Raw genomic sequence first — 12321 nt, 5'->3', positions numbered from 1 at the left:
CGGCGGGTCGCGGAATGTGTCCCAATAAACGCTCGTTAACCGGTGACTCGCTGCTCCGGATCGGGCATACTCCAAGCGCCACCGCCGCTGATCAGCGGCTTCCGTGATCCGGAGGAGGACCATCGGCTGTGGCACGTGAGATCCGGCGGCACCACCTCATCCCCGGTGGGCGTCCGCCGCAGTGCCCGACAGGGAGGAGAGCGTCGCCATGCCCGACCGCGCCGCGCAGCCGGTGGACCGTCAACTGCCCACGGAAGAGGCCCGGGATCTGATCTCGCTCGTCCGTGAGATCGCGCAGCGGGAGATCGCCCCGCGGGCGGCCGAGGAGGAGGACACCGGCCGCTTCCCCCGTGAACTCTTCGGCCTGCTCTCGGAGTCGGGACTGCTCGGCCTCCCGTACGACTCGGAGCACGGCGGCGGGGACCAGCCGTACGAGGTCTATCTCCAGTCCCTGGAAGAGCTGGCCATGGCCCGGCTCACCGTCGGCCTCGGTGTCAGCGTCCACACCCTCGCCTGCCACGCCCTCGCCAACTACGGCACCAAGGAGCAGCAGGTCGAGCATCTGCCCGCGATGCTCGGCGGCGGACTGCTCGGCGCGTACTGCCTCTCCGAGCCCTCCTCCGGCTCGGACGCCGCGTCGCTGCGGACCAAGGCCGTGCGGGACGGCGACGACTGGGTGATCACCGGCACCAAGGCCTGGATCACCCACGGGGGTGTCGCCGACTTCTACACGGTCATGGCCCGCACCGGCGGCGAGGGCTCCGGTTCCCGGGGCATCACGGCCTTCCTGGTGCCCGGTGACGCGGAGGGGCTGAGCGCCGCCGCGCCCGAGAAGAAGATGGGCATGAAGGGCTCACCCACCGCGCAGCTCCACTTCGACGGGGTACGCGTCGCCGACAGCCGGCGCATCGGCGAAGAGGGCCAGGGCTTCGCGATCGCCCTGTCCGCGCTCGACTCCGGACGCCTCGGCATCGCCGCCTGTGCGATCGGCGTGGCCCAGGCCGCCCTGGACGAGGCGGTCGGCTACGCCACCGGACGGCAGCAGTTCGGGCGGCCGATCGCCGACTTCCAGGGGCTGCGCTTCATGCTCGCGGACATGGCGACGCAGATAGAGGCCGGCCGCGCGCTCTACCTCTCCGCCGCCCGGCTGCGTGACGCGGGCAGGCCGTTCTCCAAGCAGGCGGCCATGGCGAAGCTGCTCTGCACCGACGCCGCGATGCGGGTCACCACGGACGCCGTGCAGATCCTCGGCGGGTACGGCTACACGGCGGACTTCCCCACCGAGCGGTACATGCGCGAGGCGAAGGTGCTCCAGATCGTCGAGGGCACCAATCAGATCCAGCGGATGGTCATCGCCCGTCACCTCGCGGGGCCCGAGTCACGCTGAAGGAGCCGCGGAAGAAGTCGGACGCGCCGAACGGGTCGAGGGTGCCGCCGAACTGGTCGAGACCGCTCGGCGGCGTAACCAGCCGCACCCACTCGGGATCGTGAAGTCCCGGCAGGGTGCGGCCCCGGTCGGCCCAAGTCCGCATCAGGGCACGGTAGATGGGCGGGTCCTGATACGGGGCCGGCCCTTGCGGAAGCGATTCTGCCGAGGCCGGCACGAAGATGTGACGCCGACTCCCGGTCACCGAAAAAGTTGGGGTCATACCGGGTCAACGCCTGCGAGCGCGAACCGGTCACCGCTCCCGGGAATCGTGTCTGAGTTCGCGCCGGAACCGAACGGGGCAGGACGAGACCTGCCCGCCGGGGCGCTGGGTGAGGCGATCGTGGGCCGAACCGGCCCGGGAATCAGGCCGCTTGGCGCTGATCGGGCTGCTGACGGCGCATCACCGGCACCCGCATCGGGCGCGAGCCCGGGCCGCCGACGTGCGAGAAGGGCTGGGTCCGCCAGTCGAGGCCCTGAGGGAGCGTCAACAGCAGGGCGGTCTCCTGCTCCTGCGGCTCCACGGACTCGTCCGCGGGCCGGGCGTCACCGGCCGAACGGCCCGTGCCGGCGCAGACCGTGAGCCCGAACGGGTTCCACGGCGACACGATCAGCGCGTGCTCGGGCAGGCTGTCCTCGTCGGACAGCAGCGCGATGGGCTGGGCGCAGTCCGGGCACATCACCCGGTACATCTCGAAGGTGTCGTACGCGTCGAACTCGTCGTCCGGTTCGACACCCTCCGGCTCGGGCTCGATGACCGCCTGGAGCCGCTTGGGTGCGGTACGACCAGGACGCTTAAGACTCTGCATGGGATTCTCCCCCTCGGGCTGGGCCGTAAGGCACTGCGGCCTCGACCACAGCAAGCACTTCCCGCCCGGTCCTGGCGGTAATCGCGAGGTCATCACGAAGCCTGTTCGGGTGCTGTGGTCTTCGTCACATGCCGCTCGCAGATGCCCAGTACGGTGACGATGTCACCCGAATGGCTCACAAGCAACTCTCAGGCACATCACGAACCGGGCATGACCTGCGCCGCTCAGGTACCGGAGGAGATCAGGGGCCCTGTAGGTTCTTGCGCCATGGAGGAGCTGGACCGACAGATCGTGCAGCTGCTCGTCGCGGACGGGCGGATGAGCTACACCGACCTGGGCAAGGCCACGGGCCTGTCCACATCGGCGGTGCATCAGCGGGTGCGCCGACTCGAGCAGCGTGGTGTCATCCGTGGCTACGCCGCGGTCGTCGACCCGGAGGCCGTCGGGCTGCCGATGACCGCGTTCATCTCGGTCAAACCCTTCGATCCCAGCGCCCCCGACGACATCGCCGAACGCCTCGCCGGTGTCCCGGAGATCGAGGCCTGCCACAGCGTCGCCGGCGACGAGAACTACATCCTCAAGGTCCGTGTGGCGACCCCGCACGAACTGGAGGAGCTGCTGGCCAGGCTGCGGTCCCTGGCGGGGGTGTCCACGCGGACGACGGTGGTGCTGTCGACGCCGTACGAGGCGAGGCCCCCGAGGATCTGAGCCCCGCCGCCGAGGGCTCCCGACACGGTGCCTCCCGCCCGCCCATCCCCATAGCCGCTCACCGCTGTCGGCCGCGCCCTGAAAACGCCGCCCGGGTGCAGCGCGGCGGCCCGCACACGCGAAACTGTCCCCATGAGTGATCGCACCGCCCCGTCGAAGACCGTGCTGCTCCGCGGCGGAGAAGTCCACAGCCCCGCCGACCCGTTCGCCACCGCGATGGTCGTGGAGCACGGCCAGATCGCCTGGGTCGGCTCCGAGGGCGCCGCCGACGCCTTCGCGTCCGGCGTCGACGAGGTGATCGATCTCGAAGGCGCCCTGGTCACCCCGGCGTTCACCGACGCCCATGTGCACACCACCGCCACCGGCCTCGCCCTCACCGGCCTCGACCTCTCCACCGCCCCCTCCCTGGACGCCGCCCTCGTTCTCGTCCGGGAATTCGCCGCCGCCCGCCCGGCCGACCGCGTCCTCCTCGGCCATGGCTGGGACGCTGCCCGCTGGCCCGGCGGCCGTCCGCCGACCCGCGCCGAACTCGACGAGGCCACCGGCGGACGCCCGCTCTACCTGAGCCGGATCGACGTCCACTCGGCGGTCGTCACCACAGCCCTGCTGGACCTGGTCCCGGGCGCCGGCGCCTTCGACGACGGTCCGCTCACCCGCGACGCCCACCACGCCGTACGCGCCACCGCCCTCGAAGCCATCACCCCCGCCCAGCGCGTCGAGGCCCAGCGCGCGGCCCTGGCGCACGCCGGCTCGCTCGGTATCGGCTCGGTCCACGAGTGCGCGGGCCCCGAGATCTCCTCCGAGGACGACTTCACCGGGCTGCTGCGGCTCGCCGCCGAGGAGCCCGGCCCGCGCGTGGTCGGGTACTGGGCGGAACGGGACGTCGAGAAGGCGCGCGCCCTCGGGGCGGCCGGAGCCGCGGGCGACCTCTTCGTCGACGGCGCCCTCGGCTCGCACACCGCGTGCCTGCACGAGCCGTACACCGACGCCGCCCACACCGGCACCGCCTACCTGGACGCGGCGGCCGTCGCCGCCCATGTGGTCGCCTGTACCGAGGCGGGCCTCCAGGCGGGCTTCCACGCGATCGGGGACGCCGCGGTCGCCTCGGTCGTCGAGGGGGTGCGCGTGGCCGCCGAGAAGGTCGGCCTCGCCCGGGTGCGGGCCGCCCGGCATCGTGTGGAGCACGCCGAGATGCTCACCCCCGGGACCGTCGCCGCCTTCGCCGAGTTCGGTCTCACCGCCTCCGTCCAGCCCGCCTTCGACGCGCTGTGGGGCGGCGACGAGGGCATGTACGCCCAGCGGCTCGGCGTGGACCGGGCCCGCACCCTCAACCCCCTCGCGGCCCTGTTGCGCGCCGGTGTGCCCCTGGCCTTCGGCTCCGACAGCCCGGTCACCCCCCTCGACCCCTGGGGCACCGTCCGCGCGGCGGCCTTCCACCGCACGCCGGAGCACCGGGTGTCCGTACGCGCCGCGTTCACGGCGCACACGCGGGGCGGCTGGCGGGCGATCGGACGGGACGACGCGGGCGTCCTCGTACCGGGCGCACCCGCGGACTACGCGGTCTGGCGCACCGGCGAACTCGTCGTCCAGGCCCCCGACGACCGGGTCGCCCGCTGGTCCACCGACCCCCGTTCCGGCACCCCCGGTCTGCCCGACCTGAGCCCCGGCGCCGACCTGCCCGTCTGTCTGCGGACCGTGGTGGCCGGGCGCACGGTTTTCGTACGGCCGGGCGAGTGATCTCCCGGGAGGGCGCGGGGCCGGCCATGACCGGGCGGCGCGCCGCGCGACCTGCGGCTCCTCCCCTGCGACCAGGCCCTTGAGGGAGATTTCGCAGGTCAAAGGGTGGTTGACAGTGGGCTGCAGGGGACGGGTAGGTTCTGCCGGGTCCACCACCGGACGTCCGACCGGGGAACTTCCGCACGGTCGTCGGAGCGCCGCTGGGTCAGGGGCGATGTGCCGCACCGGCACACCGCCACTGGCAGCCAGGCCCAGGGTCCGTGCTCCGGCGAGGGAACGTTCCGGCCCGGTCGGGTAGGTGCGACCCGGGTGGGGCCCGGACGCTCAGTAGACAACGGCTTTCGGTCGATCCGCAGCCAGCGGGTCCCAGGTCGGCCCGAAGGGCGTCGGGCCCCCATCCGCAGCGGACGACATCCGTACTCCGCCGCATCTGTACTTCGCCGCGCGTCGGCCCGACATTGGTCCTGTGGCGGCGCACAGGCTACGCAGAGCGCGCTCCCGCACACCCCCTGTTGAATCGACACCCCTCTGGACACCGGCCGACACTCCCGCGCAGGCCGCGGCCACTATGGTGGTCCCCTGCGCACGGAGGACTTGAAGGGGCAGCAGTGAACGACGGCGACGGGACCCTCGCGGCGGAAGGCCAGGAGAGGCGGTTCGGCCCGCTCGGCACGGCCTTGGTGATCATCCCGACCTACAACGAGGCGGAGAACATCAAGGCGATCGTCGGCCGGGTGCGGAAGGCCGTTCCTGACGCGCACGTCCTGGTGGCCGACGACAACAGCCCCGACGGCACGGGAAAGCTCGCCGACGAACTGGCCGCCGAGGACGATCACGTCCAGGTGCTGCACCGCAAGGGCAAGGAAGGGCTCGGCGCCGCCTATCTCGCGGGCTTCCACTGGGGCATGGAGAACGGCTACGGCGTCCTCATCGAGATGGACGCGGACGGCTCGCACCAGCCCGAGGAACTGCCCCGGCTGCTGACCGCGCTCAAGGGCGCCGACCTCGTCCTCGGCTCCCGCTGGGTGCCGGGCGGGCGGGTGGTGAACTGGCCCAAGTCCCGGGAGCTCATCTCGCGCGGCGGCAGCCTCTACTCCCGGGTCCTGCTCGACGTCCCCGTGCGTGACGTCACCGGCGGTTACCGGGCCTTCCGCCGCGAGACCCTCGAAGGGCTCGGGCTCGACGAGGTCGCCTCCCAGGGCTACTGCTTCCAGGTCGACCTCGCCCGTCGCGCGGTCAAGGCGGGCTATCACGTCGTCGAGGTGCCCATCACCTTCGTCGAACGCGAGCTGGGCGACTCCAAGATGAGCCGGGACATCCTCGTCGAGGCGCTGTGGCGGGTCACGGCGTGGGGCGTGGGGGAGCGGGTCGGCAAGGTGCTGGGACGGGACGACAAGCGGGCCTGAGCCTGATCAGGCCCCTTATCCCGTGCTGAGCCCGGGCCAGGCACACTGGGAACATGACGACTGGCGTTCCGTCCTCGACGTACCCTGCCCGGCCCCGGCGTTCCCGGCTGCGCACGTTTCTGCCGTTGGGTGTCGCCGCCTGGCTGGTGCTGGAGATCTGGCTGCTCACGGTGGTCGCGGGCGCGGCCGGTGGGTTCACGGTCTTTCTGCTGCTCGTCGCCGGGTTCGTCGCCGGGTCCGCGGTGGTGAAGCGGTCCGGGCGCCGGGCGTTCCGGGCGCTCTCCGAGACGCTGCAACAGCAGCAGGGGGGTGGGGTCTCTCCGGGGGCCGGGGCCGGAGCCGGCAAGAGTGAGGGCAACGGGTTCCTGATGCTGGGGGGTCTGCTGCTGATGCTGCCGGGGCTGGTGTCCGACGCCGTGGGGCTGGTGTTGCTGGTTCCGCCGGTACAGAAGGCGTTGGGGCGTTATGCCGAGCGGACCTTCGAGCGGAAGATCCGGGAGGCGGGGGCCGGGGGGCTCGGTGACGCCTTCCAGCAGGCGCGTATGCATCGGCCGGACGGGAAGGTCGTGCAGGGTGAGGTGATCCGGGACGGTGAGGGGCCCGGTTCCGGGGATGTGCCGCCGCGTTCGCCGCTGAGCCGCTGAGACGTTTCTTCCTCGCCCCCGCCGCCCCTACCCGTCCCATCCTGAAGGGGCTGCGCCCCTTCGACCCCCATGCGTCCGTCCGGTGGGGGCTGGTCGCGCAGTTCCCCGCGCCCCTGAAAAGCAGGGGCTGCGCCCCGTGCTTTTCAGGCCCGAAAGGGCCGCAAGCCCCTTTCAGGGGCGCGGGGAACTGCGCGAGAAGCCCCACGGAGCCGCATCCGACAAGGCATGCCAAAGACCGAGGGCGCCGTACACATGCGTACGGCGCCCTCGGTCATCGGTTGCGCTGTGTGGTCCGAGTGACCCCCGGAGGGGCTACGCGGACTTGCGGCTGTCTCGCGGATGTACCGCGATGTTCATCGCGCCGGAGCGGAGAACCGCGAGGCGCTCTTCGAGAACCTCTTCGAGTTCCTCGCGCGTGCGCCGCTCCATCAGCATGTCCCAATGTGTACGCGCGGGCTTGGCCTTCTTTTCCTCAGGGCCGTCGCCGTCCACGAGGAGTGCTTGGGCCCCGCAGACCTTGCACTCCCACTCCGGCGGAATCTCCGCCTCGACCGAGAAGGGCATCTCGAAGCGGTGCCCCTTCTCGCATGCGTACTCCACGGCCTGGCGCGGAGCCAAGTCGATGCCGCGGTCCGTCTCGTAGCTGGTCACCACGAGGCGCGTGCCGCGAAGAGCTCGCTCACTCATGAATCGTGCCTCCCGGGCTTGTCGCCCACAGGACAGGTGTCGCTGTCGTCGTCATCCGGTCAACGTCCGGTCGGCGGTAAAGATTCCCGTTCCGTGTCCCGTTCCGGGTCATGCGTCGCCGTCGTAGCCGCCCTTGTTGTACCCACCCGCGCCCGGTTTGTCACATCTGACAGCAGATGTCACCCAGCGTTTCGGCATCTTTGACGCGCAGTAACGGTACGCCTGGCAGGCCAAACGCGTACACTACAGCCCTTTCGCTCCCGGCGCTAAATCCTGTCCGGTACGGGATTGCCCGCGTCGCGGATCGCCCGGTGCACCGGAACCCTCGCGAGCAGGGCGAATCCCAGGACGAAGAAGGCCACCAGGGAGATGATCGCGTCCCGATAACTTCCGGTCAGCTGGTATGTCACACCGAACAGCAGGGGGCCCAGCCAGCTCATCCCGCGGTCGCTCATCTCGTACGCGGAGAAGTACTCGGCCTCCTTGCCGGGCGGGACGAGATGGGAGAAGAGAGAACGGGAGAGGGCCTGGCTGCCGCCGAGGACCAGGCCGATGCCCGAGGCGAGGACGAAGAAGAAGACGGGCGCCCCCGCCGGGAGGAAGTAGCCGGCGGCGAGAATCAGGGTCCAGGCCACCAGGGAGCCGAGGATGGTGCGCTTGGCGCCGTAGCGGCGGGAGAGCCGGCCCATGCCGAGGGCACCGCCCACCGCCAGGATCTGCACCAGCAGCACCGCCACGATGAGCGTGGACTGCTCCAGACCGAGTTCCTCGGAGCCGTACACCGAGGCCTGGGAGATCACCGTCTGGATGCCGTCGTTGTAGACCAGGTAGGCGAGGAGGAAGGCGAGCGTCAGCGGGTGGCGGCGCATGTCGCGGACGGTCGCGGCGAGCTGCCGCAGACCGGGGGCCGTCGCTCCCTCCTCGGACCCCTTGGCCTCTCCCGCCGGAGTACGGCGGTCGCGCAGGCGGCTCAGCGGGATCAGGGTGAAGGCGCCCCACCACAGGCCCGCCGAGGCCAGGCAGATACGGACGGCCATGCCCTCGGAGATGCCGAAGGAGTCGTGGGCGGTGAACAGGATCAGGTTCGCGACCAGGACCAGGGAGCCCGCCGCGTAGCCGAAGGCCCAGCCCCGGGAGGAGACGGCGTCACGTTCCTCGGGCGGCGCGATCTGCGGGAGATAGGAGTTGTAGAGCATCATCGCCACGGACTGCGCGGCGTTCGCGACGACCAGCAGGACGCCACCGAGCAGATAGCGGTCGCCGTCCAGGAAGAACATGCCCGCGGTCGCGGCGGCACCGACATAGGCGGCCGCGCCCAGGAGCGGCTTCTTGCGGCCCGTACGGTCGGCCGCCGCGCCCACCAGGGGCATGATCACGACGGCCAGGATCACCGACAGGGACACCGAGTACGCGAAGAAGGAGCCCGCGCGGACCGGTATGCCCAGAGGATGGACGTAACCGTCCGTGTCGGCGGCGGACTTGGCGACCTCGGTCAGATAGGGGCCGAGGAACACGGTCAGGACGCTGGTCGAGTAGACGGAGCAGGCCCAGTCGTAGAAGTACCAGCCGCGCTGTTCACGCCGTCTGCCCGCGGCCTCGTCGGCCTGGTCCGTTCGCACGGTGTCGGTGCCCACCCGTGCCCCTCGCTTCCCCGTGAGCGGGCCGCGCGAGCGCGTCAGACCCAGGTCCCCCGGTCCTCAAGCACCTTGCGCAGCGTGTCGATGTGATCGGTCATGATGCCATCGACGCCCAGATCCAGGAGCCGGTGCATACGTTGCGGTTCGTTCACGGTCCAGACGTGGACCTGCAGCCCGCGCGCGTGGGCGGCCCGGACGAACCGGTGGTCCACGACGGGCACCCCCGACTGGGACTCCGGCACCTGGGCGGCGACCGCCGAGCGGCGGACCGTGGCGGGGATGCCCCAGGAGCGCAGCCGCAGCCCCAGGACGCCGCCGGTGCCGTACGAGGTGGCCAGGCGCGGGCCGGCGAGGCGCTGGGCGCGCGCGACGCGGGACTCGGAGAACGAGCCGACGCAGACCCGGTCCCAGGACCCGGTGCGGGCGACGAGGTTGAGGAGCGGATGGAGCGCCGGCTCCGCCTTGACGTCGACGTTCCAGCGGACGCCGGGGAAGGCTTCGAGCAGGTCCTCGAAGAGGGGGACCGGTTCGGCGCCCGCCACGCGCGCGCCGCGGATCTCCCTCCACGGCAGGTCCGCTATCCGGCCCGCCCCGTCGGTCACCCGGTCCAGGGTCGAGTCGTGGAACGCGACGAGCTTGCCGTCGAGCGTGGCGTGCACATCGGTCTCGATGTAGCGGTAGCCCGACTCCACCGCCCGCCGGAACTGGGCCATGGTGTTCTCCAGGCCGTCCGCCGCCCCGCCCCGGTGGGCGAAGGCGATCGGGCCCGGATGGTCGAGGTAGGGGTGGCGTACGGGGGCGGTCACCCGGGCAGTATGGCCCGCTCCGGTGGACCGGTGGCAACGACCGTGCTGCCGGATTCCGGGGGGACGGCGAACAGGCGCAGGAAGAACTGGGCGAGCGGACCGATGGAGAGCGCGTAGAGAAGGGTGCCCACGCCGACCGTGCCGCCGAGGGCGAAGCCGGTCGCCAGCACCGCCACCTCCACGGCCGTCCGCATCAGCCGGACCGAGCGGCCGGTACGCCGGTGCAGTCCCGTCATCAGACCGTCGCGCGGACCCGGACCGAACCGGGCGGCGATGTACAGGCCCGTCGCCACGCCGTTCAGCACGATCCCGGCGACGAGGAGGGGGATGCGTACGGCCATGGTGTGCGCCTCGGGCACCAGGGCCAGGGTGGCGTCCATCGCGATGCCGACCACGAAGACGTTGGAGACCGTGCCGAGGCCCGGGCGCTGGCGCAGCGGGATCCACAGGAGCAGCACCACCGCGCCGACGAAGATCGACACCACGCCGATGGTCATCCCGGTCAGCTCCGCCAGACCCTGGTGCAGCACGTTCCACGGCTCCAGGCCGAGGCCCGCCTCCACCAGCAGCGCGGAGCTGGCGCCGTACAGCGCGAGGCCGGTGTACAGCTGGGTCAGCCGTCGGCCCAGACGGCGCGGCGGCACTCCCTGCGGTAGGTCCTGTGTGGTCAAGATGTCCCCCTGGTGGTGCGGGTGGCCTGTCACATGTCACTCTGTGGCTTGGAAAGTGAAGCCATCCATGGCCAATCCGGGGAAGGTGGACTGAAATCATGGCGCAGTGGACTTCGGCGATGGGGGCGGCTCAGCTCGCGCGGCTGCTCACCTCCCAGCAGGAGCGCCCCGCCGGTCCCAGCACCCGCCGCCCGCCCGCCTACCGCGCTCTCGCCGACGGCATCCGGCTGCTGGTCCTGGAGGGCCGTGTGCCGGTGGCCGCCCGGCTGCCCGCCGAGCGGGAGCTTGCCCTGTCCCTCTCCGTCAGCCGTACGACCGTCGCGGCGGCCTACGAGGCGCTGCGCGCCGAGGGGTTCCTGGAGTCCCGGCGGGGAGCCGGCAGCTGGACGGCCGTCCCGGCCGGGAAGCCGTTGCCCGCGCGCGGACTGGAACCCCTGCCGCCCGAGGCGCTCGGTTCGATGATCGACCTGGGCTGCGCGGCCCTGCCCGCCCCCGAACCCTGGCTCACCCGGGCCGTGCGGGGCGCGCTGGAGGAACTGCCGCCCTACGCCCACACCCACGGCGACTACCCGGCCGGGCTGCCCGCGCTGCGCTCCATGCTCGCCGAGCGGTACACCGCGCGCGGGATCCCGACGATGCCCGAGCAGATCATGGTGACCACGGGGGCCATGGGAGCCATGGACGCCATCTGCCACCTCTTCGCCGGGCGCGGCGAGCGGATCGCGGTGGAGTCGCCGTCGTACGCCAACATCCTGCAGCTGATGCGGGAGGCGGGGGCGCGACTGGTGCCGGTCGCGATGGCCGACGGGCTCGCCGGATGGGACATGGACCGGTGGCGGCAGGTGCTGCGGGACGCGGCGCCCCGGCTCGCCTACGTCGTCGCCGACTTCCACAATCCGACCGGCGCGCTCGCCGACGAGGACCGGCGGCGAGGGCTCGTCGACGCGGCGCGGGGTGCCGGGACGGTGCTCGTCGCCGACGAGACGATGACCGAGCTGTGGCTCGACGACGATGTGGAGATGCCGCGGCCCGTGTGCGCGTTCGATCCGGCGGGGTCCACGGTGATCACGGTCGGGTCGGCCAGCAAGGCGTTCTGGGCGGGGATGCGGATCGGCTGGGTGCGGGCCGCGCCGGAGGTGATCCGGAGTCTTGTGGCGGCGCGGGCGTATGCGGATCTGGGGACGCCGGTGCTGGAGCAGCTGGCCGTGAACTGGCTGATGAGCACGGGGGGCTGGGCGCAGGCCGTGGACGTGCGGCGGGAGCAGGCGCGGGGCAACCGGGACGCGTTGGTGACGGCGCTGCGGCGTGAGCTGCCGGACTGGGAGTTCTCGGAGCCCCGGGGCGGGCTGACGCTGTGGGTGCGCACCGGGGGTCTGTCGGGGTCCCGGCTCGCGGAGGTGGGGGAGCGGGTCGGCGTCCGGGTGCCGTCCGGGCCCCGGTTCGGGGTGGACGGGGCCTTCGAGGGATATGTGCGGCTGCCGTTCACCGTGGGGGGAGCGGTGGCCGAGGAGGCGGCCGTGCGGTTGGCGGCGGCGGCACGGCTGGTGCGGGACGGGGCGTCCGGTGGGGGCGAGGGGCCGCGGACGTTCGTGGCGTGAGGGCTTGGCGGGTGCGCGGCGGCCCTGGCTGAGCTGAGCGCGGCCTAGGGCCCTTCTGGTGGATCTCTGTGGGAGAAGGCGCGGCGTTCGGTGCGTGCGCTCGGCGTGCGGCGTGGAGGGTCTTGTGGCGGAGCCACCTGGCCCTTCGCGCCGTGCGGCGAGGGTGCGTGCCGGGCGTCGCGACGCCGCGGA

Annotated in this window: 11 protein-coding genes; 6 read left to right on the top strand and 5 right to left on the bottom strand. The window is 71.9% G+C overall.

What is annotated here, in order from left to right; all coding sequences use genetic code 11:
* The first annotated feature begins 208 nt into the window (after positions 1-208).
* Positions 209-1387, top strand: a complete 1179-nt coding sequence (locus J8M51_RS11950) for an acyl-CoA dehydrogenase family protein (protein ID WP_086756700.1) — start codon at positions 209-211, stop codon at positions 1385-1387.
* A gap of 404 nt (positions 1388-1791) precedes the next feature.
* On the opposite strand, the gene J8M51_RS11940 is transcribed toward J8M51_RS11950, so the two are convergent.
* Positions 1792-2235 (bottom strand): hypothetical protein, encoded by a 444-nt coding sequence (locus tag J8M51_RS11940; RefSeq protein WP_086756697.1) that lies wholly within the window; start codon positions 2233-2235, stop codon positions 1792-1794.
* Positions 2236-2502: 267 nt separating this feature from the next.
* Here J8M51_RS11940 and J8M51_RS11935 point away from each other — a divergent pair, with 267 nt between their 5' ends.
* The 4 genes from J8M51_RS11935 to fxsA all read left to right on the top strand — a co-directional run bounded on the left by J8M51_RS11935 (position 2503) and on the right by fxsA (position 6730).
* Positions 2503-2943, top strand: coding sequence for an Lrp/AsnC family transcriptional regulator (locus tag J8M51_RS11935; RefSeq protein WP_033532524.1), 441 nt, complete (start codon positions 2503-2505; stop codon positions 2941-2943).
* A gap of 132 nt (positions 2944-3075) precedes the next feature.
* The gene (locus tag J8M51_RS11930) at positions 3076-4680 is read left to right on the top strand and encodes an amidohydrolase (RefSeq protein WP_086764102.1); all 1605 of its coding nucleotides are present in this window, start codon (positions 3076-3078) and stop codon (positions 4678-4680) included.
* 608 nt (positions 4681-5288) lie between these two features.
* Positions 5289-6086, top strand: a complete 798-nt coding sequence (locus tag J8M51_RS11925) for a polyprenol monophosphomannose synthase (protein WP_086764100.1) — start codon at positions 5289-5291, stop codon at positions 6084-6086.
* A 53-nt stretch (positions 6087-6139) separates the two neighbouring features.
* On the top strand, positions 6140-6730 hold the full coding sequence (fxsA, locus tag J8M51_RS11920; protein ID WP_267299154.1) for an FxsA family membrane protein: 591 nt from the start codon (positions 6140-6142) through the stop codon (positions 6728-6730).
* A gap of 312 nt (positions 6731-7042) precedes the next feature.
* Here the strand turns inward: fxsA and J8M51_RS11915 are convergent, their stop codons facing one another.
* The 4 genes from J8M51_RS11915 to yczE all read right to left on the bottom strand — a co-directional run bounded on the left by J8M51_RS11915 (position 7043) and on the right by yczE (position 10531).
* A complete protein-coding gene (locus J8M51_RS11915; protein ID WP_003977404.1) occupies positions 7043-7417 on the bottom strand; it encodes an RNA polymerase-binding protein RbpA in 375 nt (124 codons plus the stop codon).
* A gap of 266 nt (positions 7418-7683) precedes the next feature.
* On the bottom strand, positions 7684-9051 hold the full coding sequence (locus tag J8M51_RS11910) for an MFS transporter (protein WP_107473715.1): 1368 nt from the start codon (positions 9049-9051) through the stop codon (positions 7684-7686).
* A gap of 41 nt (positions 9052-9092) precedes the next feature.
* Positions 9093-9860 carry a glycerophosphodiester phosphodiesterase gene (locus J8M51_RS11905; RefSeq protein WP_086755631.1) on the bottom strand — a complete coding sequence of 256 codons (768 nt, stop codon included), beginning with the start codon at positions 9858-9860 and terminating at the stop codon, positions 9093-9095.
* Positions 9857-10531: a membrane protein YczE gene (gene yczE, locus J8M51_RS11900; protein ID WP_086755633.1), complete on the bottom strand. Its 675-nt coding sequence runs from the start codon at positions 10529-10531 to the stop codon at positions 9857-9859. Before yczE ends, J8M51_RS11905 begins: the two co-directional genes overlap by 4 nt.
* A gap of 98 nt (positions 10532-10629) precedes the next feature.
* On the opposite strand from yczE, the gene J8M51_RS11895 reads away from it, so the two are divergent.
* Entirely contained in the window at positions 10630-12129 is a 1500-nt protein-coding gene (locus J8M51_RS11895) for an SCO1417 family PLP biosynthesis transcription factor (protein ID WP_086755632.1), read from the top strand.
* The last annotated feature ends 192 nt before the right edge of the window (positions 12130-12321 follow it).

Source organism: Streptomyces griseiscabiei, assembly GCF_020010925.1.
In the GTDB taxonomy this organism is placed as follows: Bacteria; Actinomycetota; Actinomycetes; order Streptomycetales; family Streptomycetaceae; genus Streptomyces; species Streptomyces griseiscabiei.
Note: the sequence above shows the minus strand (reverse complement) of the source record. Positions and strands in the feature narration are given on the sequence as shown.

Coding starts and splice junctions, on each gene's coding strand:
- J8M51_RS11895 (WP_086755632.1), top strand. CDS start 10,630: ATGGCGCAGTGGACTTCGGCGATGGGGGCGGCTCAGCTCGCGCGGCTG.
- J8M51_RS11935 (WP_033532524.1), top strand. CDS start 2,503: ATGGAGGAGCTGGACCGACAGATCGTGCAGCTGCTCGTCGCGGACGGG.
- J8M51_RS11940 (WP_086756697.1), bottom strand. CDS start 2,235: ATGCAGAGTCTTAAGCGTCCTGGTCGTACCGCACCCAAGCGGCTCCAG.
- J8M51_RS11915 (WP_003977404.1), bottom strand. CDS start 7,417: ATGAGTGAGCGAGCTCTTCGCGGCACGCGCCTCGTGGTGACCAGCTAC.
- J8M51_RS11930 (WP_086764102.1), top strand. CDS start 3,076: ATGAGTGATCGCACCGCCCCGTCGAAGACCGTGCTGCTCCGCGGCGGA.
- fxsA (WP_267299154.1), top strand. CDS start 6,140: ATGACGACTGGCGTTCCGTCCTCGACGTACCCTGCCCGGCCCCGGCGT.
- J8M51_RS11950 (WP_086756700.1), top strand. CDS start 209: ATGCCCGACCGCGCCGCGCAGCCGGTGGACCGTCAACTGCCCACGGAA.